A 19,206-nucleotide genomic window follows, 5' to 3' on the forward strand; every position below is an offset into this window, starting at 1 on the left:
GGTAAGCCTAAGCTAATGGTTCATGGCCCGCGTAACCCCACCGGCGTCCGCGGGAGAGGGAAGCACGCCATCGTCCACCGGAAGAGGAACAGATGACCCACCCACACGACGGCGCGGCGGGCGCGCCCACCGGCCCCGACGACCCGACGGACGTCAAGTCCCGGATACGGAGGGCGGTCGAGGAGCACCGCGCGACACTGCTCGACCTCAGTCGCCGCCTCCACGACCACCCCGAGACGGCCTTCGTCGAGCACCGCGCCGCCGCGTGGTGCTCCGAGGTGCTGGGCGACGGGGGCTTCACCGTGACCGCCCCGGCGTACGGCCTGGAGACCGCCTTCGAGGCCACGCTCGGCGAGGGCCCGTTGACCGTGGCCTTGGTCTGCGAGTACGACGCCCTGCCGGACCTGGGGCACGCCTGCGGACACAACCTGATCGCCGCGGCGGGTATCGGCGCCGCACTGGCCCTGGCGTCCGTCGCGGACGAACTCGGCCTCCGGGTGCGCGTACTGGGCACGCCGGCCGAGGAACGAGGGGCGGGCAAGGCGCTCATGCTGGACGCCGGCGCCTTCGAGGGCGTGGACGCCGCGATGATGGTGCATCCCTGCCCCTTCGACATGTCCGACTTCCGATCCTTCGCGCTGGGCACCCTCTCCGTGACCTACACCGGCCGCGCCGCGCACCCGAGCCTCAACCCCCACGAGGGCCGCAACGCCGCCGACGCCCTGACCGTCGCCCAGGTCGCCATCGGGTTGCTGCGACAGCACCTGCCGCCCCAGTGGCGGGTGCACGGGGTGACCACGGAGGCGGGCAGTGCCCCGAACGCGATTCCCCATCGGGCCCGCGCCGAGTACGAGTTGCGGGCGCTCGCCGCCGAGGACCTCGCCGAGCTTCGGGAGCGGGTGGAGGCGTGCTTCCGCGCCGGTGCCCTGGCCACCGGGTGCGAGGTCCGGCTGGAACGTCCGGAGCCGGACTACCTCGACTTCCGCGGCGACCGGGAACTCATCCGACTGTGGGAGGCCAACGCGCGTGCGCTGGGCCGGCCGGAGCCCGTCGAGCGCCCGCCGTTCGCCTGCACCGACATGGGCAACGTCTCGCACGTGGTGCCCTCCATCCACCCGGTACTCGACATCAGCGGCGGCACCTGCGGTCCGCACGAGGCCGCGTTCGCCGAGGCCGCCGCGTCCCCGACGGGCGAACGGGCGATGCTGGACGGCGCGACGGCGATGGCCTGGACCGCCGCCGACCTCGCCGGGGAGCGACTCACCGCGCGAAGCGGCGCGGTGTGACGGCCGAGCCGCGGCCCGGTGCCGGGCGGCGTGCCGCCCGGCACCGGGCCGGTCCCGGGCTGGTGCCGGGTCAGGAACCCAGCGCCTCGGTGACGTCATCCAGGACCACACCGGCCGCGATCGGCCCGCCGCGAGTGGACCACACGGAACCGTCGACCGTGACGACGTGGTCGTTCTTGACCGCGTTCAGTTCCTTGTACGCGGCCTTGGACTGCACTTCCTCCAAGGCCTTCTCGCCGTCGGAGGTGAGGGTCGACAGGAACAGCCAGTCGCCGTCGATCTCGTCGATCTTCTCCAGGCTCAGCGACGGCGTGTGCGCGTTGCCCTCCTTGTCCTGCGCCGCCGGACGCTTCAGGCCCATCTCCAGCACCACACCGCTGGCGAACTGCTGACTTTCCATCCAGCTCGGACCGTCCGGGTTCCACCGCACGATGGAGACCTCGGCGCCCTTGTCGTCGCCCAGCTTCTCGCCCGCCGCCTTGGCCGCCGCCTCCTGCTCGGAGATGACCTCGTTGGCCTCGTCGAGCTTGTTCAGCGCGTTGCCCACCCCGCGGAAGGACAGTTTCCAGTCGTCGGTGGGCGCCATGGTGACGAGCGTGGCCGGCGTGATCTCGCGCAGCTGGTTCAGCACCTGCTCGTCCTGCATGTCACCGGCGAGGATGAGGTCCGGCTTGGCCTCGACCACCTTGTCCATCACCGGCTGGAGGAGGTTGCCGACGACCTCGATGCCCTCGACCCGGTCGGCGAGGTAGGCCGGGGGCTCGTCCAGGCCCTGACCGTTGGTGATGCCGACGGGCTCCAGACCGAGCGCGAGGACCATGTCGAGGTCTTCCTGGGTCAGCGTCACGATCCGCTGCGGCTCGGCCGGCACCTCCACCGCGGTCCCGGTGGCGTCCTTCACCGTCCTGGTCGCCGCGTCTCCGGAACCCGAGGACGAGGCGGAGGCATCCTTGGAGTCCGTCCCCCCGGAGCCCGAACCACAGGCCGTCAGAAGCAGCGCCGAGGCCCCGAGCACGGTGACCGCCCGCGCCGCGCGGAAGGGAAGGGACGGGGAAGGACGTCTGGGCAGCGTCATGGGAACTCCATGCTTCATGGGATGGTACGTACCGGCGGGGCGGGCCGAACCTCACGGCCGACACCCTCCCCCTCCGCCGATGGATAAGGTTAGCCTTACCTCATGCCGGATGTGCAAGGGGGTCGTCATTTCGAAGGGGCAGGCCAGGTGGAACTGCGCACCGAGCAGCTGATCGCCGGATACGCCGACCGGACGGTGGTCGACCGGGTCGACGTGACCGTCGCGCCCGGCGAGGTGGTCGCCGTCGTCGGACCGAACGGATGCGGCAAGTCGACACTGCTGCGATCGATGGCCCGACTGCACGAGCCCCGAGGCGGCCGTGTCCTGGTGGGCGACGAGGACGTCTGGCGCATGCGACAACGCAGGGCCGCGCACCACATCGCCCTGCTGCCCCAGTCCCCCCAGGCCCCAGAGGCGGTCACCGTCGCCGGTCTGGTGCGATACGGCCGCCACCCGCACCAGGGGCTGTTCCGCCAGTGGTCCCGCGAGGACGAGCGGGCCGTCGAACACGCCTTGGAGGCGACCGGGACCACCGAACTGGCCGACCGACGACTCGACGAACTCTCCGGCGGCCAACGGCAGCGCTGCTGGCTGGCGATGGCCCTCGCCCAGGAGACACCCGTCCTCCTCCTCGACGAACCGACCAGCGCGCTGGACATCGGCCACGCGGTGGAGGTCCTCGACCTGGTGCGCCGGATCGCGGCGGACGGCCGGAGCGTCGCCATGGTCCTCCACGACCTGGCCGCCGCCGCTCGCTACGCCGACGTCGTCGTCGCCATGCGGGACGGCCGGGTCGTCGCCCGGGGCGCCCCCCGCGAGACCATCGACGCCGCCCTGGTACGCGAGCTGTACGGCGTGGAGGCCGAGATCCTGACCGCGCCCTCCGACGGTTCACCGGTGGTCGTGCCGGTGTCCGGCGGGCCGACCTCCGCTCCGGCACGACGTGGAGGAGACGAGCCGGCCCGCCGGTGAGACACCGACCACACGCCGACCCAGGACGTGTCGATGCGGTCGGTGGGGCTTCCGGAGGCCCCGGAGCAGACCGTGATGGTGGCCCGGGCTGCGTTCCCGAAGGGGAGCCCGGCGATACGGGTGTTCGCCGATGAAACCCGGCCGGGCCGTCGCGTCTCGCTCCACCACGCGCTGATCACCTCACATCCCATCAGCCTTCGGCCACGACCATGGAGAAGGCCACGGTGAGCGTCACGACGGCGATCCCTCCGGTGACCGTCGCGCCCAAGAGGGCGACAAAGGGTTCGTCGGCCGCTCGCCCCTCGCATTCTTCACGCAACTCGCCGAGGTATTCGGTGAGGTCTCCGACCTTCTCTTCGATCCTCTCCATTTCCGCACCCATCTCCGTTCTCACGCCGTCCACTCTTCCTCGGCGAGAGTGCGATCACGCCTCCCTACGGTCATCCGTCTCAGGTGATCGTGTGCGTGACGACGCTTCCCGTGTCACCGCGACAAACCCGACAACGTACCCGGGAGCGGCCGCGACGACGCGTCGAGTCGGCGACATCTCACCCTTGTCGTTCTCGTCCAGTTCGGCGAACCTCGGATTTTCCAGATCGATTTGCGCGACGTCCGTCGTCGCCTCTGGTCATGATCTCGCCGTCGATTTCGAGGCTAGACACTCGTCGAGCGGGTGCCGATCCCCCGAGTGTGCGTCCGAGAGGGGGACACCGCGTGGCCCCCTGAGAGGAGGGCAGCCTCACCCAACTGGCCGACAGGCCGCGGGCGAGACACCGAGGGCGGAAAGCGGAGGCGGCGAGCACGGGGCGGGCGAGGCCCACGACGACATCGCGAACGAGGGGAGCAGGGGCCTCTCTTGGGTCTCCGCCGCGCCCGTCCACGCGAGCGGCCCCCTTCGGGGGAAGGATGCTCACCCCTCGCGAGGACCGTTCGGTGGACCCCGAAAACCTGCGACGCGGAGGAAGAATGCGCCGGACGAGGCCCATCGAGGCGCGAGAGCCAGGAAGGACCACCGAGACCATGGACGTCACGACCACTGCCGAGGCCTGGGCGGCCGGGACCGACCAGGAACGACTGGACGAGGCCGCGACCGGCTTCGCCGGATCTCCCGTTCCGCCGGTCACCATCACACCCACCGTCGTGGGGCTGTGCACGATCGGAATCACCGTCGGGGTGACGCTGCTGGTCGCCGGCTGACCACCGAGCCTGCCCTCACGCCCCCGCGCGCCGACCCTCAGCACACCATGCGCGTGAACGGGCCGGCCCGGGTCGCGTCATGGGCCGCGGATCCGTGCCGAGCGGGCGCGAACACGCTGTCGGCGACCGATGCCCTCGTCCCGGCACCGACACGGACGGGTCTGTCATGCGGCGAGGGCGGGGCGTGCCGGGCACCCACGCCACGACCGATCCGCGTACGCTCCGTCGACGTACGCGCACGTTCAGTGGACAACTCATGTCACCGTCCGTGACGATGAAGGAGTTCGGAAGCGGTACGACGGGCGGTTGCCGCACAGGAGGATTCCGACGGTGGCCTAGGGAAAGCCGGACGACGGCACTGGCCGCGAGCGGCGGAGGGGAGCCGGGGACGTCCGACAGTGTGCGCACCTTCGGCGCGGTCGTGCTCGCGTCGGATAGTCCAAGCACACGGTGGCTTCCGTGGGGCAGGGCAGAAGGATGGCGCTGTGTCGAGGTGACGGTGGAGGCGCGGGCCGTCCACGTCCGGGACTCCAAGGACCGCCCCGGTCCCGAACCGGCCCTCTCCCCCACCGTCTGGACCGACTTCGTCGGCCACACCGCGCGGCACTGATCGACTCGCCCCGTGCCGGACCGTCGGCGTGGGGCGCCCCGCACATCCCGAGATCACCTCGCCCGACCCGGTAACCGAACCCTCGGGGAGGCGGTACCGCTCCGCCGTCGGCGGATCGGCTCGCCGAGGTCCACCTAACGGTCGTGGTCAGCCCTCCGCGTTCAGGCCCTCGACAGCCGCCAGGGTCACGGTGCCGTCGTCCGCGACCGACCAGCCGGGGTTGTGGCACACCTCCCAGCGGTGGCCGTCGGGGTCGGCGAAGTAGCCGTGATAGCCACCGAACGCCGCGCGTCGCGGGTCCTTGAGGACGGCCGCGCCCGCCACGCGGGCCCGACGCATGGCCTCGTCCACTTCGGCGGGCGAGCCGAGGTTCTGCGCGAGGGTGAACGGCGTCCCGGCCGTCGCCGGGTGTCCGATGTCGACGCCCAACTCGGACAGGGGGAACAACCCCAGGGCCAGGCCCTTGCCGACCTGGTAGAAGACGACCTCGTCCAGATCGAGGAGTGGCGTCCAGCCCAGGCCGAGGCTGTAGAACCGGCGACTGACCTCCAAGTCCTCGACGCCCAGTGTGACCAGGTTCAATTGCTCGTTCACCCATCGCCCCGCACGCCGTAGGAGATCACCGTCCGACGGCAACGCTACCCGCGCGGCGGGTGGAACGCGGCCTCACGCGGCACCGGTGACCGGTCTCGGCCGTCGAGCGTCTCGCGAGCGGCGTCCAGGTGGCTCGCCCTGGCCCGCGGTTGGCCGCGAGGGAGTTGGCGAACACGTCGGCGCGTGTGTACGGTGCCCGGCTGGTCGAGGAACAGTACGACATAGGAGCATATTCATGACACACGTGGAAGAGCCGGGCGCGGCGGGAGGGGGCCGTGGGCATCGGATTCCCGTCGGCGTCGGCGTACGGCGGTGGTTCCTGCGCCCGCCCCGGCGCCATGGCGAGATCGAGGTCGATCGCCGAGTCAGCTTCCTGGAGCTGTTCTACGACCTGGTCTACGTCGTACTGATCGGCCAGGCGGCACACTCGCTGGCCGGGGACGTTTCCTGGCGCGGCGGCGCCACCTTCGTCGTGGTCTTCGGAATGATCTGGATCGCCTGGCTCAACGGCACTCTCTTCTACGAGTTGCACGGCCGGGAGGACGGCCGGACCCGGTCTCTGGTATTCCTCCAGATGTTGGTCCTGTCGCTGATGGCGGTGTACGTGGGGCACGCCGACGGCGACGACGGACGGGCTCTGGCCTCGCTGTACGCCGTACTCCTCCTGATCCTGAGCTGGCAGTGGTACTCCGTGTACCGCCACGATCCCCCCGAGCACCGCAGGACCCCCCGGCGGTATCTCCTGGCGATGCTGGGCGGCGTCGTCGTGATCGCCGCCTCCGTTCCGCTGTCGCAGGACGGCAGGTTGGCGGTCTGGGCGGCCTACGTGGCGGCCTGGTGCGCCGTGCAGTTCGTCGTCGTGGCGGCCTGGCGGGCCAGACCGTCGTACGACGTGGTGACCGACTCGATGGTCGAGCGGTTCGGTCTGTTCATCATCATCGTGCTCGGCGAGGTCGTCGTCGGCGTCGTCGACGGCCTGTCCGAGGCCGAACGCAACCCCCTCGTCGTGACCACCGGGCTGATCTCGCTGTGCATCGGGTTCGGGTTCTGGTGGACATACGCCGACCTCGTCGCGCGCCGGCTCCCCGGCAACGCGCGCTCCAGTCTGGCCGTCTGGATCTTCGCGCACCTGCCGATGACGATGGCGGTCGCCGCCGCCGGCGCGGGCATGGTCGGGCTGATCGAGCACGCCGAGGACAGCCGTACCCCCTCGGGCGTGAGTTGGCTTCTGAGCACCTCCGTCAGCGTCATCCTCCTGACGATCGGCACCGTCCTCACCACGCTGGACGAGGACCGTCCTCGGCATCCGGTGCATTTCCCGGTGAGGGTGGCTCTGGCGGGCGCGGCGATGGTCTCGCTGCTCCTCGGATGGGCGCGGCCGGCACCATGGTCGCTCGCCCTGACCCTGTTGGCACTGTTCGCCCTCACCTGGGGCTACGCCTTCACCCGGCGGCTGCGAACGGGACTGCTCGTCAACGAGCGCTGACCGAACGGCGGGCACGGGCGCGGCGGACCGGAGCGGTCGTGCGCGGGTGGGGTGGGCACGCGGCCGGGTCGAGGCGGGCCGCCGCGCGAGGGAACGCCTCCGGGCCGCTTCTCCGGGCCCTGCCGCGAGCCACTTCCGCCTCCGTGGGCCCGCCGGCGGTCGACCGTCAGACCGCCCGGTGCCGGCCCAGCCGTCGCGCCCCCGGGCCACGCGCCCCGAGCGCGTCGTCGGGGTTGACCAGCCCGCATCTCTCCAAGGACATGCAGCCGCAGCCGATGCAGTCCGTCAGTCGGTCACGCAGGTCCTCCAGCCGCCGGATACGCGTGTCGAGGTCCTGGTTCCAGCACTGGGAGATCCGGGCCCAGTCCTCCCGGGTGGGGGTGCGGTCGTCGGGCAGGAGACCCAAGACGTCCCGGACGGTGGCGAGCGGGATCCCGACCGTCTGCGAGAGGCGGATGAAGGCGACGCGGCGCAGGGTGTCTCGGCTGTACCGGCGTTGGTTGCCGGATGTGCGCGTACTGCTGATCAGCCCTTCGCGCTCGTAGTAGTGCAAGGCGGAGGCGGCCACCCCGCTGCGGGCCGACAATTCCCCGACGGCGAGTTCCCTGGGGCTCGTTGGTGTCTCTGACATGTCCGGAGGCTACCGGGCCGCGCTTGGTGGGCGGAGGCGGCGCCGAGGCGCGGGCGACCGCCGACGACCGTCCGGAACCGGGGCGCCATGCCGGAAGGGAGGTCCGACCTCGTCGCCCCCTCCGCTCGTGCCCTCGTCCGCTCGGAGCGGGACGCTCGATCGATCCTCGCCGTCACCTCACCGCTCCATCCCGGAGCCCGACCGCTCCGGGTGGGAGCCCGGGCCGTCGTGATGGCCGATCAGCGGGGTGGGTGAGAGGTCGGTGGGCTCCTCGCCGGGCTCCAGCAAGGTGTCGGCGGCGCCCACGATCAGTGGGTCGGGTTTCCCGGCGGCGGCGTGGTCCTTGGCCGGGTAGTCGCACCGGTCGAGCAGGCTGCGCATCGCCTCCAGCCGTCCGCGTCGCTTGTCGTTGTTCTTCACGACGGTCCACGGCGCGTGCGTGGTGTCGGTGGCCCGGAACATCTCGACCTTGGCCGTCGTGTAGGCGTCCCAGCGGTCCAGCGAGGCGAGGTCGGTGGGCGACAGCTTCCAGCGGCGCACCGGATCGACCTGGCGAATCGCGAAGCGGGTGCGTTGCTCCGCGCGGGAGACGGAGAACCAGAACTTCACCAGGAGGATGCCGTCCTCGGTGAGCAGGCGCTCGAACAGGGGTGCCTGGTCGAGGAACTCGCGGTACTCGTCGTCCGTGCAGAAGCCCATCACGCGTTCCACCCCGGCGCGGTTGTACCAGGAGCGGTCGAAGAAGACGATCTCCCCCCGGGCCGGCAGGTGGGCGACGTACCGCTGGAAGTACCACTGGCCCGCCTCGCGTTCGGTCGGCTTCTCCAGGGCCACCACGCGGGCGCCGCGCGGGTTGAGGCGCTCGGTGAAGCGCTGGATGGTGCCGCCCTTGCCGGCGGCGTCCCGCCCTTCGCAGAGCACGACGACGCGCTGGCCGGTGTCCTTCACCCAACGCTGCATCTTGAGCAGCTCGATCTGGAGCACGCGCTTCCGACGTTCGTAGTCGGCCCGGCGGACCTTGCGGTCGTAGGGGTGGTTCTCGCGCCAGGTCTCGATGGCGTTCCCCTCGGCGTCGAGCAGGACCGGCTTCTCCGGGCGGGTCCGGTCCACGCGGAGTCCGTCGAGGAGTTCCCTCTCGTCCGGTTCCGGGTCGGCGCCCCTCGCCGACGACGCCTCGTCTCTCGCGTACGCCATGCCGCCTCCCGTTCGTACCCGGTCGCGACCCGTGCGTCGCGACGCAGGACCCCTTCCCCCGGTCGGGCCCGCCACACTCGGTGTCCGAGCGGCGGTGCCGCCTCTCGGGGCGAGCGTCGGGCCGGTGGGCGTCCGAGGCGCGCCGCCGATGCGGGGACCCGCTGGGTCTTTCCCCCGGGTGCCGCCCGCGTGGTCCACGAGGGACCAAAGCCTCTATCGAACGATATGCCCCTTTTTGTAGAGTCCCTTCCCACAGCATGCCTCGCAGCGGCGGTCGGAGCCGGCGCCGGAGAGTGTCCGCCTCGTACGGAGAACCGATCGATCATGCGTCGCGACCGAACCGTCCACCGACCCTCCCGACCCTACGGGGGCGGTGTGCCGTACCCCTGCCGAGGACGCCGTTCCGGGGTTCGGGGGCGCCCGGGAGCGCCGGGGGGTGGTGCCCCGGGAGCGCCGCCGCGTCCGCCCCTGACCTGCCACGCGGGGCGCTCGGCGTCCTTCGCGTCGACATGTGCGCGGCGTGCGCGCTTCGTAGGCTGGTGGTGGCGACGCGGCGAAACGGTCGGACCGCGGGGATCCGCTCTCCGGGGACGCGGGTCGGGCGCGGATGTCCGTACCGGGACCAGGAAGGCGGCCCGATGGGCCTGAGGGCACTGCGCAGACCCGGACGTCCGGGGTTGGTGAGCGCGCTTCCGGTGGCGGTGATGGCCGTCGTGGCGGTCGTGGACACCGTCGTCGGCCCGGGTCTCGGTCTGCTGCCGGTGTACGCGGTGGGTCCTGCCCTCGCCGCCGCGCACGGCACCGTGCGGCAGGTCGTCGCCACGGGCGCGGTCGCCGCCGTGCTCTCCCTGGCGACGTCCGTGCCGGCGGGGCTCTTCGGCGAGACGCGGATGTACGTGGCGCTCGCCGCCATCGCCTACGTGACGCTGGCCGCGGGGTACGCGGCGGCCATGCGGACGCGCGCGGAGCAGCGACTGGTGGACGTCCGCACGGTCGCCGAGACCCTGGAGGACGCGCTGTTCGCCCCGGTGCCGCCGGTGATCGGCGCCGCGCGGATCGCGGCCTCGTACACCTCCACCAGCAGGGACTCCCGGATCGGTGGCGATCTCTACGAGGCGGTGCCGTCCCCGTACGGCGTCAGGATGATCATCGCGGACGTTCAGGGCAAGGGCCTGAGCACCGTGCAGGGAGCGGCGGCGGTGCTGGCGGCCTTCCGTGAGGCCGCCGCGGAGCGGGAGCGACTGGAGGACGTGTGCGAACGGGTCGACAACGCGCTGACCCGCCGGACCGCCGACGACCGTTTCGTCACCGGGGTGCTGGCCCAGTTGTACCGCTCGGGGGACGTCCTGCTGATGAACTACGGACACCCGGCGCCGGTGCTGCGTCGAGCCGACGGAACGCTGGAGGTCGTCGAGCCCGGATCCCCCGCTCCGCCGCTGGGCCTGCGCGAATTCACCGACGCCCGGCCCACGGGGAGGACCGTCCGGATGCGCGAGGGCGACCGGTTGTTCTTCTACACCGACGGGCTGAGCGAGGCCAGGGACGCCGAGGGGCACTTCTACCCCGTGGCCGATCGGGTGGCGGACGCGCTCGCCGCGCCGGGCCTGGACGCCGCGTTGCGCCTGGTGCGGGCCGATGTCCTCGCCTTCAGTCGGCGGGCGGGCGCGGACGACTCCGCTCTGTTGCTGGTCGAGTTCGCGCCAGAGGTCGAGGCGAGGCGCCCGGAGGGCATGCCCTGACACGGGCGGGTTCCCGACAGCCGCCCCGGCGGGGGCGCCTCACGGGCGGATGTGCGCACCTCGCGGGAGGGGCGCGGAAGGCCCTCGGCGGATCGTGGACGGCGGGGTCACGGAGCGACGTCACCCGACCGGAACGCCACGGGGTGACGTTGCTCACATTCTCCACGGGAGGGGCAACCCGGCGGGCTCTTCCGACCTCTGCCCGGAAGGCATCCCCTACGGTCGTGACGCATGAGTCTCCTGCGTAGCTTGAACCGGGCGCTGACCGCCACCACCGGATTCCAGGTGCGAAGAGCTCCCCTCCCGGCGCCGCGCGGGTCCTCTGCGCCGAGCACGCCGGAGCCGCCCGACTACCGGTGCCCGACCCCCGAGAGACTGCCCGTCGACCGGTTGTCACGGCGCCCCGTGTTCGTCATCTCCTCGGTGCGCTCGGGATCCACCCTGCTGCGCATGATGCTGGGCGCCCATTCCCGATTGCACGCGCCGCACGAGTTGCACCTGTCGAAGGTGACCGTGACGTGCGGCGGCGGCGTGCCCGAGGCCGCGATGTCCGCGCTGGGGCACGGGAAGGGCGATCTGGAGCACCTGCTGTGGGACCGGATCATGCATCGCGAGCTGGTCGCCTCGGGCAAGGAGTTCATCGTCGAGAAGACTCCGGGCAACGCCTTCGTCTTCGGCCGGCTGCGCGATGCCTGGCCGGACGCCCGCTTCGTCTTCCTGCTCCGCCATCCCGAGTCGTGCGCGCGGTCCTGGCACGAGAGCGACCCGGTCAAACGGCCCTACGACAAGGCGGTCGCCGAGGTCCTGCCCTACCTGCGCGCGGTGGAGGAGGCTCGGGGCGCCGGCGCCGAGGGGTGCACGGTCCGCTACGAGGACATCACCGAGGACCCGGCGCGCGAGATGCGCCGGGTCTGCGCCTTCCTCGGCGTCGACTACGAACCGGGGATGCTGGAGTACGGCGCCCGCCGGCGCAGCGATCTGGTCCGGGGGCTCGGGGATTGGCGCGAGAACATCAGAACCGGCACCGTGCAGCCGGGGCGCGCGCTGCCCGCGGCCGACCGGATCGCCCCCGACCTGCTTCCGATCTGCCGTTCCTGGGGCTATTTGACATCCTCCCCCTCTTGAGAGAGGGGGATTCCATCCCATTCGGGCCGAGGTTCACGGACGCTCGACCCGCGGAACGACTCGGAGCCGGACGCGAGCCCACGGCCGGGCGGCTCGGGGCCGCCCGCCGAGCGGACCCGCCGGCGAGCACGTACGATGCGTGAGGTTGTCGACGGGACCGGTGTGTCCCCGCGCCACGAACGGACAGACCCGTGCACGATCACATCTCCGCATCCGCATCCTGGTGCCTGGCACTGCCGCACTCCGTCGCGGCCGTGCCGGTCGCCCGTGCGCTGGTGCGCACGGCGCTGGCCCAGCTGGAGCACCCGGCGGACCACGACACGGCGGAACTGCTCACGGCGGAACTGGTCGCCAACGCGGTGGAGCACACCCCGGGCCACGGGCCGATCGAGCTGGTGGTGGAACTGCTGCCGAACGGCTGCCGCGTCGAGGTGCACGACCCCGATCCGGAGCCGCCCCACGACCTGACCCGCCCGGTCGACACCCCACCGGACCCCTGGCAGGAGCACGGGCGCGGACTGCTGCTGATCCGGACGCTCAGTTCGTCCTGTGGCCATCGGGCGACCGAACGAGGCAAGGCGGTCTGGTTCAGGCTTCCCGTCGTGCCCTCGCCGCGTCGGCCGGGGTGACGCGAGAGGCCCGCCGCTCGGTTCGAGGGTCCCGGACGCGGGCTCAGGCCAGCGTGGCGACCAGGACGGCCTTGATGGTGTGCAGCCGGTTCTCCGCCTCGTCGAAGACCACCGAGTGTTCCGACTCGAACACCTCGTCCGTCACCTCCAGGGACTCCAAGCCGTGCGACGCGTGGATCTCGCGACCGATCCCGGTGCCCAGGTCGTGGAAGGCCGGGAGGCAGTGCAGGAACCGCACGTCGGGGTTGCCCGTGGCACGCAGCACGTCCATGGTGACCGCGTAGGGGGCGAGGGCGGTGACGCGCTCGGCCCAGACCTCGCGGGACTCCCCCATGGACACCCACACGTCGGTGGCGACGAAGTCGACCCCGCGCACTCCCTCCTCGACGTCCTCGGTGAGGGTGATCCGGGCGCCGCGGGCCGCCGCCAGGGCGCGTGCGCGGTCCACGACCTCGCGGGCGGGCCAGTAGGAGCGGGGCGCGACGATCCGCACGTCCATGCCCAGCAGCGCGCCGGTGACGAGGTAGGAGTTGCCCATGTTCATCCGGGCGTCTCCGAGGTAGGCGAAGGAGGTGCGCTCCAGTGGGCGGGAGCCGTACTCGGTCATGGTGAGCAGATCGGCCAGCATCTGCGTGGGGTGCCACTCGTCACTGAGCCCGTTGTAGACCGGCACTCCGGCGTGGGCGGCGAGTTCCTCCACGACGGCCTGTCCGTGGCCGCGGTACTCGATCGCGTCGTACATGCGCCCGAGGACCCGCGCGGTGTCCTTGACCGACTCCTTGTGCCCGATCTGCGAGCCCGCGGGCTCCAGGTAGGTGGTACGGGCCCCCTGGTCGGCGGCGGCGACCTCGAAGGCGCAGCGGGTGCGAGTCGAGGTCTTCTCGAAGATCAACGCGATGTTCCGACCCCGCAGGTACGGCGTCTCCGTACCGGCCCGCTTGGCCGCCTTCAACTCGGCCGCCAGGTCGACCAGGGCGAGGAACTCCTCGGCCGCGAAATCCAGCTCCTTGAGGAAGTGACGGCCGGCGAGGGGGGTCGGGACAGTCGCCATGGCGGGTGCTCCAGGGGTTCGGGGCGGCGGGAGGGCGGGACGAGTCGTGGCCTGAGCGGAATACTATACAGCCCCCGACATCTTTATGCGCTCATCCGTTCGACCGGACAACTCATGCAGCGCGGCCCGCCCCGCCCCCGCCCCAGCTCGCTCCCCGGGATCTCGATGACTTCGATGCCCTGCCTGCGCAGATGCGTGTTGGTGGTGGCGTTGCGCTCGTAGGCGACGACCACCCCCGGCTCCACCGCGAGGACGTTGCACCCGTCGTCCCACTGCTCCCGCTCGGCCGCGTGCACGTCCTGCGTGGCGGTCAGCACCCGGATCTCGCTCAGGCCCAGCGCGGCCGCGACGGCCCGGTGCATGTGCTCCGGCGGGTGGTCGGTGACCTTGAGATCACGATCCCCCACTCCCGGTTCGATCGTGTAGGAACGGAGCATCCCCAGACCGGCGTACTGGGTGAAGGTGTCGGCGTCGACCATCGTCATCACCGTGTCCAGATGCATGAAGGCGCGCCGCTTGGGCATGTCCAGGGCGACGATGGCGCGCGCCGACCCCGCCGCGAACAACTTGTGCGCCAGCATCTCGACCGCCTGCGGCGTGGTGCGCTCGCTCATCCCGATGAGCACCGCGCCGTTGCCGATGACCAGCACGTCGCCGCCCTCGATGGTCGAGGGGTAGTCAGCCTGCCCCTCGGACCACAGCGGGAAGGACTCCTCCGCGAAGAGCGGGTGATGGCGGTAGATCGCCTCGAAGTGGACGGTCTCGCGCCGACGGGCGGGCCATCGCATCGCGTTGATGGCGACTCCGTCGTAGATCCAGGCCGAGGTGTCGCGGGTGAAGAGGTGGTTGGGCAGCGGATCGAGCAGGAAGTCGTCCAACTCCATCGCGTGGAAGCGCACGGACGTCGGTTCGGCGTGCGACTCCAGGAACTCCCTCTTGGTCATGCCACCGACCAGCACCTCCGACAAACCACGACCCGGCAGGGCGTCGAAGGCGGCCCGCAGGTGATCGGTGGCGAGTACCCCGTACTCCTTCTCGTCGAAGACACGGTCCAGGACCAGCTCTCGTGCCGCCGGCAGGGCCAGCGTCTCGGCCAGCAGGTCGCCGAAGAGGTGGACGGCGACGCCTCGGTCACGGAGCACGTCCGCGAAGCCGTCGTGCTCGGCACGGGCCCGACGCACCCACAGCACGTCGTCGAAGAGGAGCGCGTCCTTGTTGCTCGGGGTGAGCCGCTTCAGCTCCAGGTCCGGGCGGTGCAGGATGACACGGCCGAGCCGCCCGACCTCGGAGTCGACATGGAATCCCATGGGTCCATCCTCACCCGCCGGGAGGGTCTTCATCCCCTCCGCGCGAAACGGACCGCCGCCACCGGAACCTCCCGGGGGCCCGTGTCAGCCGGCCTCGCGCTCCGCGAGCGCCGCGTCGCGTTCGTCGAGCCTGCGCAGCATCCCCCGGACCCGGTCCCGACATTCGTCGGCGGCGTCGATGGCCTCCACGCACTGCCAGTACGTGGCCTCGTCGTCCGCCGAGCAGGCGATCCCGACGAGAGCGATGCCGATCTCGCCGAGCAGGGCACCCAGGCGCATCAACGCCTGGCGGGCATCGCCCATGTCGGTGAGCTGGGCGGCCCGCAGCTCGCCCGGCCCCAACGTCGGCGCGCGCAGCACCCCGCACCCACGACCGGCCAACTCCGTGAGCCCCAGCGCCTCACCTCGCAACTCCGGCGGCCCGGACACCGCCAGTCGACTGCCGATGGCCTGCGCCAAGGCCTGCGCCTGCCAGACCTCGGCCAGGATCTCCGGTGCGTCACCGCCGACGGTCAGGGCACGCCTGCTCGTCAGGATGAGCCGCACAGCGTCCATGCGATGCCCCCGTCCGTCCTCGGCCGTCCTTCGACACGCGACTCCACGCATCCACCCGAACCCCGTTCTCACTACCCAGAGTGAGGGTGAAGGGGGCCAAAAGCCAGAGCAAGACGGAAATCTATGGACAACAAATCGGTTTCAAGCAGATTGACAGCTACCAAGAGTAATCGGCAGGTTCTCCGAGGCGCGGCCGGCACGCCCCCACCCCGTCCGGTCGGGCCCCGAACGTCCCGCTCCGGGCGAGCACTCCCTCGGCCCGGGGAGCGCCGACGCGCGAGACTCGACCACCCGGCGCCCGGGGCGCCCTCACACCCCGGGCACTCCGGCCTGGCCCATCAGCCCGGTCACCTCGGTCCCGGCGGGCGTCAGCAAGAACACGCTGCGGTCGACCCGGTGCATGGCACTCGCCAGGCCGAACACGACACCGGTGCTGAAGTCGAGAACGCGCTTGGCGACGTCCGACTCCGCGCCGGTCAGGTCCAGGAGAACCGGAACACCGGCCATCAGGGTCTCCGCGACCTCACGGGCGTCGGCGAAGACGTTGACCCGGAGGACCACCAACCGCCGCCGCTCCTCCGTCTCGGAGTCGGGCAGGGAACGGTGCCCCGCCGACGACGGCCACGAATCCCGCCCGCGCAACGGAACGACCTGGGCGAGCCCCTCCCACTGCCGATCGGTGACGTCATGGATGTTCACCGGACTCCCCCACTCCGACTCAACTTCACTTCACGCACCGGGCAATTCTTACGCCAAGTCACCTGTTCGGCCCAACAGCGACACGGCGACGGCCCGATCGGGGGCGCGTGTTCCGATGGACGCGCCGGTCAGGTCGCCCGGTCGTCCAGGCTCTGGCGGCCGGCCAGGGCCCAGATCACGAACACGTCGATCGCCATCACGACAACCGCCCAGACCGGCGCGTACGGCAGGAAGAGGAACTGTGAGACGAGGCTCAAGGACGCCAGGACGATACCCGCGAAGCGCGCCCACTCCATGTCCTTCAACAGACCGTACCCGGTGGCCAGGAGCAGGGCGCCCAAGACCACGTGCACGATGCCCCAGCCGGTCAGGTTCATCTCGTACACGTAGGTGCCGACCCTCGCGTAGACGTCGTCCTCGGCGATGGCCGCGATGCCCTGGAGCACCGCGAAGGCGCCGTTGCACAGCAACAGCACCCCCGCGAAGACGACGCCCCCGGTGATCCATCCGTTGTCGCCGTTCCGCCGGCGTGGCGGCGCGCCTCCCGCGGAGGGGGCGGCGCCGGCCGACGAACCGGGACCGGGAGGGGGTGCGTCGTGCTGGCTCATGAGCTGCGTCCTTTCACGCGAGTCCCTCGATCCTGCGAGCGTGGTTCTCGCGCGGCCAGACGAAGCGGTCCGAACGGGCGAGCGCCGTCGGCCTCGGACGTGCGGCGCCACACGGTGTCGCGTTGACTGACCGCACCGGCCGCCGGGGCCGGGCGAACGCGGAGGTCACCATGAGCACGCCGGCCAACGCTGCCGTGCCGCGGGCCGAGCGGTCCTTGCGCGAGATGCTGCTCAGCCGCGGCTACCCGGCGCTGCTGCTGCTGTCCGTTCTGCTGGGCGTGCCGGTCGCCGCGGCGTGCTTCTTCTTCGTGGGCTTCCAACACCAACTCCAGCACTGGGTCTGGGTGTCGGCTCCCGGCGCGCTCGGCCACGACCGACCGCCCTGGTGGTGGGCGCTGCCCACGCTCACCCTGGCCGGTCTCGTCCTCGCCCCGCTCGTCACCCGCGTGCCGGGTTCCGGGGGCCACCTGCCGGTCGACGGCCTGGGCGGGGCGCCGGTCGGTCCCCGGGAACTGCCCGGAACCATGCTCGCCGCGCTGGCTACGCTGCCGCTGGGCGTGGTCCTGGGCCCCGAGGCACCGCTGATGGCCATCGGAAGCGGACTGGCCCTGCTGGCGATGCGCCGATTCCGGGACGCCGATCGGCGGGCTCGGGCCATGGTCGCGACGGCGGGTTCGACCGCGGCCATCTCCACCATCCTCGGCGGCCCGATCGCGGCGGCGGTCCTGCTCATCGAGGGGGCGGCGCTCGGCGGTGCCCGGATGACGGCCCTGCTGCTGCCGTGCCTCCTGGCCAGCGCGACCGGCGCGCTGGTCTTCACCTGGCTCGGCGACTGGACCGGCCTCAGCAGCGGCGCCCTGGCCCTTGACGGCGTGCCGCCTCCGGCGGGCCCCGACGTCGGCGACTTCCTGTGGGGCGTGCCGGTGGCGGCGGTCATCGCGGTGTCGGTCACCCTGGGGCGGGAACTGGGTCGGTCGACCGCCCTCTGGACGCGCCGGGGCGGCACGGCTCGCCGCACCGTGGCCTGCGCCGTCGCGGTCGGCGTGAGCGTCACGGCCTACGCGCTGATCACCGGCCGTTCTCCGGCGGAGGCCGCCCTGTCCGGCCAGGCCACGCTCGCCGAGCTCGCCGCCGACCCGCACGCCTGGTCGGTCGGGGCGCTCCTCGTCCTCGTCGCCTGCAAGGGACTGGCCTGGGCGGTCGCCCTGGGCAGCCTGCGCGGGGGGCCGATCTTTCCCGCCGTCCTGCTCGGCACGGCCACGGCCATGGCGTGCTCCGGACTGCCGGGGTTCGGCACGACACCCGCGCTCGGCCTGGGCATCGCCGCCGCGGCATCGGCGATCACCGGTCTACCGCTGGCCAGCGCGGTGCTCGCGGCGCTGCTGATGGGCAAGGACGCCATGGAGCAGATGCCGCTGATCGTCGTCGCTTCGGTGGTCGCCTTCGTCGTCGGCCAACTGGTGCGCCGTGACGGGTCCGACGGGGCGCCGGCCGGTGGTGTCGCCGGCGGCCGGGAACCGTCCGGGGCACCGGAGGGCGCCCGGACGACCGGGTCGGCGGAGGGGGCCGCGAGCACCGGGGCGACGGGGGCGGGCCGGTGAGGCCGCCGCCTCCGAGCGGGCCGCGCCGGCGGGCGGCCCGGCGCGCGCGATGGACGGCGGACTGCCGGGCCGCCCGCCCGTGGCTGCTGCGGGCCCTCGTCGCGGCGGCCGTGGTGGTGGCCTACTTCCTGTTGCCCCTGGACCTCCTCGGGCCGCAACGGCCCGCGCTGAGCTGGTCCGTGTTCTGCCTGGTGCTCGCGGTCGTCGCGGTGTCCCTGCTCCGACAGGTCCGCCACGTGTTGACCGACCGGGCCGGCACGCGCCCCGGCATGACCATCGCCCTGCTGACCGTGCTGGTGATGCACGTCTTCGCCGCCGCCGACTACTCCCTGGCCAAGCAGCCCGGCGAGTTCACCGGCCTGGAAACCCGGTTGGACGCCCTCTACTTCACGGTGGTGACCCTGGCCACCGTCGGCTACGGGGACATCACCCCCTCCGGGCAGACGGCGCGCGTGGTGGTGATCGTCCAGATCCTCTACACGCTGGTCTTCCTCACCGCCGGCGCCACCGCCCTGGGGCAGCGGCTGCGCGCGATCGCCGTCCGCCGCGCGGGGCCCCGCGAGGGCGAGAGGGCCGACTGACCGCCTGCGGGCACCGCCCGCCCCCGTCCGTGCCCCGGCGCGCCCTTGTCACCGGGGTGTGGCCGCGACTAGTGTCACCTCGCTTCGGTGAACGGGAAATCGGTGCGATACCGGTGCGGCCCTCGCCACTGTGATCGGGAAGTCCGGCTCCTGCCCTCCGGGGCGGCCACTGGGTCCGCGGACCCGGGAAGGCGGAGTCAGGGCGGTGTCACCCGTCAGCCAGGAGACCGGCCGGGGCGTGTCAACCATCCACGAGGTGCTGGAGA

At 71.8% G+C, this 19,206-nt stretch carries 20 protein-coding genes and 1 riboswitch; of the genes, 10 read left to right on the plus strand and 10 right to left on the minus strand.

Translation table 11 applies throughout. The features are described 5' to 3' along the window. The first annotated feature begins 92 nt into the window (after positions 1-92). On the plus strand, positions 93-1,286 hold the full coding sequence (locus JEK78_RS03355; RefSeq protein WP_200262609.1) for a M20 family metallopeptidase: 1,194 nt from the start codon (positions 93-95) through the stop codon (positions 1,284-1,286). 70 nt (positions 1,287-1,356) lie between these two features. On the opposite strand, the gene JEK78_RS03360 is transcribed toward JEK78_RS03355, so the two are convergent. Beyond that, positions 1,357-2,361, minus strand: a complete 1,005-nt coding sequence (locus JEK78_RS03360; RefSeq protein ID WP_200262610.1) for an ABC transporter substrate-binding protein — start codon at positions 2,359-2,361, stop codon at positions 1,357-1,359. Between the two features lie 147 nt (positions 2,362-2,508). Between JEK78_RS03360 and JEK78_RS03365 the strand changes: the two genes are divergently transcribed. Then, positions 2,509-3,333, plus strand: coding sequence for an ABC transporter ATP-binding protein (locus JEK78_RS03365; RefSeq protein WP_200263970.1), 825 nt, complete (start codon positions 2,509-2,511; stop codon positions 3,331-3,333). A 190-nt stretch (positions 3,334-3,523) separates the two neighbouring features. On the opposite strand, the gene JEK78_RS03370 is transcribed toward JEK78_RS03365, so the two are convergent. Beyond that, on the minus strand, positions 3,524-3,727 hold the full coding sequence (locus JEK78_RS03370; protein ID WP_200262611.1) for a hypothetical protein: 204 nt from the start codon (positions 3,725-3,727) through the stop codon (positions 3,524-3,526). A 626-nt stretch (positions 3,728-4,353) separates the two neighbouring features. Between JEK78_RS03370 and JEK78_RS03375 the strand changes: the two genes are divergently transcribed. Together JEK78_RS03375 and JEK78_RS23170 are read left to right on the plus strand one after the other, a co-directional pair. Further along, positions 4,354-4,530: a hypothetical protein gene (locus JEK78_RS03375; RefSeq protein ID WP_200262612.1), complete on the plus strand. Its 177-nt coding sequence runs from the start codon at positions 4,354-4,356 to the stop codon at positions 4,528-4,530. 493 nt (positions 4,531-5,023) lie between these two features. Next, on the plus strand, positions 5,024-5,140 hold the full coding sequence (locus JEK78_RS23170; RefSeq protein WP_242483252.1) for a DUF397 domain-containing protein: 117 nt from the start codon (positions 5,024-5,026) through the stop codon (positions 5,138-5,140). 147 nt (positions 5,141-5,287) lie between these two features. Here JEK78_RS23170 and JEK78_RS03385 read toward each other — a convergent pair whose 3' ends face one another. Continuing rightward, positions 5,288-5,734, minus strand: coding sequence for a VOC family protein (locus JEK78_RS03385; RefSeq protein WP_200262613.1), 447 nt, complete (start codon positions 5,732-5,734; stop codon positions 5,288-5,290). Between the two features lie 235 nt (positions 5,735-5,969). Here JEK78_RS03385 and JEK78_RS03390 point away from each other — a divergent pair, with 235 nt between their 5' ends. Further along, positions 5,970-7,220, plus strand: coding sequence for a low temperature requirement protein A (locus JEK78_RS03390; protein ID WP_200262614.1), 1,251 nt, complete (start codon positions 5,970-5,972; stop codon positions 7,218-7,220). Positions 7,221-7,386: 166 nt separating this feature from the next. Here the strand turns inward: JEK78_RS03390 and soxR are convergent, their stop codons facing one another. Both soxR and ppk2 read right to left on the minus strand, forming a co-directional pair. Beyond that, positions 7,387-7,851, minus strand: coding sequence for a redox-sensitive transcriptional activator SoxR (gene soxR, locus JEK78_RS03395; protein WP_200262615.1), 465 nt, complete (start codon positions 7,849-7,851; stop codon positions 7,387-7,389). A gap of 177 nt (positions 7,852-8,028) precedes the next feature. Beyond that, positions 8,029-9,045, minus strand: coding sequence for a polyphosphate kinase 2 (gene ppk2, locus JEK78_RS03400; RefSeq protein WP_200262616.1), 1,017 nt, complete (start codon positions 9,043-9,045; stop codon positions 8,029-8,031). A gap of 638 nt (positions 9,046-9,683) precedes the next feature. On the opposite strand from ppk2, the gene JEK78_RS03405 reads away from it, so the two are divergent. The 3 genes from JEK78_RS03405 (at position 9,684) to JEK78_RS03415 (ending at position 12,538) form a co-directional block, all read left to right on the plus strand. Continuing rightward, complete coding sequence (locus JEK78_RS03405; protein WP_200262617.1) at positions 9,684-10,784, plus strand: PP2C family protein-serine/threonine phosphatase; 1,101 nt, start codon at positions 9,684-9,686, stop codon at positions 10,782-10,784. Positions 10,785-11,015: 231 nt separating this feature from the next. Then, positions 11,016-11,909 (plus strand): sulfotransferase, encoded by an 894-nt coding sequence (locus JEK78_RS03410; protein ID WP_200262618.1) that lies wholly within the window; start codon positions 11,016-11,018, stop codon positions 11,907-11,909. Positions 11,910-12,100: 191 nt separating this feature from the next. Next, positions 12,101-12,538, plus strand: coding sequence for an ATP-binding protein (locus JEK78_RS03415; RefSeq protein WP_200262619.1), 438 nt, complete (start codon positions 12,101-12,103; stop codon positions 12,536-12,538). Between the two features lie 43 nt (positions 12,539-12,581). On the opposite strand, the gene argF is transcribed toward JEK78_RS03415, so the two are convergent. The 5 genes from argF to JEK78_RS03440 all read right to left on the minus strand — a co-directional run bounded on the left by argF (position 12,582) and on the right by JEK78_RS03440 (position 16,758). Continuing rightward, positions 12,582-13,589: an ornithine carbamoyltransferase gene (gene argF / locus JEK78_RS03420; protein ID WP_200262620.1), complete on the minus strand. Its 1,008-nt coding sequence runs from the start codon at positions 13,587-13,589 to the stop codon at positions 12,582-12,584. 83 nt (positions 13,590-13,672) lie between these two features. Next, complete coding sequence (locus tag JEK78_RS03425; protein ID WP_200262621.1) at positions 13,673-14,896, minus strand: arginine deiminase; 1,224 nt, start codon at positions 14,894-14,896, stop codon at positions 13,673-13,675. Positions 14,897-14,980: 84 nt separating this feature from the next. Further along, positions 14,981-15,451, minus strand: coding sequence for a DUF6099 family protein (locus tag JEK78_RS03430; RefSeq protein ID WP_200262622.1), 471 nt, complete (start codon positions 15,449-15,451; stop codon positions 14,981-14,983). Positions 15,452-15,760: 309 nt separating this feature from the next. After that, on the minus strand, positions 15,761-16,150 hold the full coding sequence (locus JEK78_RS03435; RefSeq protein ID WP_200262623.1) for a cell division protein SepF: 390 nt from the start codon (positions 16,148-16,150) through the stop codon (positions 15,761-15,763). A 128-nt stretch (positions 16,151-16,278) separates the two neighbouring features. Next, positions 16,279-16,758, minus strand: a complete 480-nt coding sequence (locus tag JEK78_RS03440; RefSeq protein WP_200262624.1) for a hypothetical protein — start codon at positions 16,756-16,758, stop codon at positions 16,279-16,281. Positions 16,759-16,928: 170 nt separating this feature from the next. Between JEK78_RS03440 and JEK78_RS03445 the strand changes: the two genes are divergently transcribed. Continuing rightward, the gene (locus JEK78_RS03445; RefSeq protein ID WP_200263972.1) at positions 16,929-18,359 is read left to right on the plus strand and encodes a chloride channel protein; all 1,431 of its coding nucleotides are present in this window, start codon (positions 16,929-16,931) and stop codon (positions 18,357-18,359) included. Positions 18,360-18,442: 83 nt separating this feature from the next. Further along, complete coding sequence (locus tag JEK78_RS03450; protein WP_242483360.1) at positions 18,443-18,940, plus strand: potassium channel family protein; 498 nt, start codon at positions 18,443-18,445, stop codon at positions 18,938-18,940. 68 nt (positions 18,941-19,008) lie between these two features. Next, positions 19,009-19,191: riboswitch (cobalamin riboswitch) on the plus strand. Positions 19,192-19,206 lie beyond the last annotated feature (15 nt).

This window comes from Streptomyces sp. HSG2, from assembly GCF_016598575.1.
Lineage (GTDB): Bacteria > Actinomycetota > Actinomycetes > Streptomycetales > Streptomycetaceae > Streptomyces.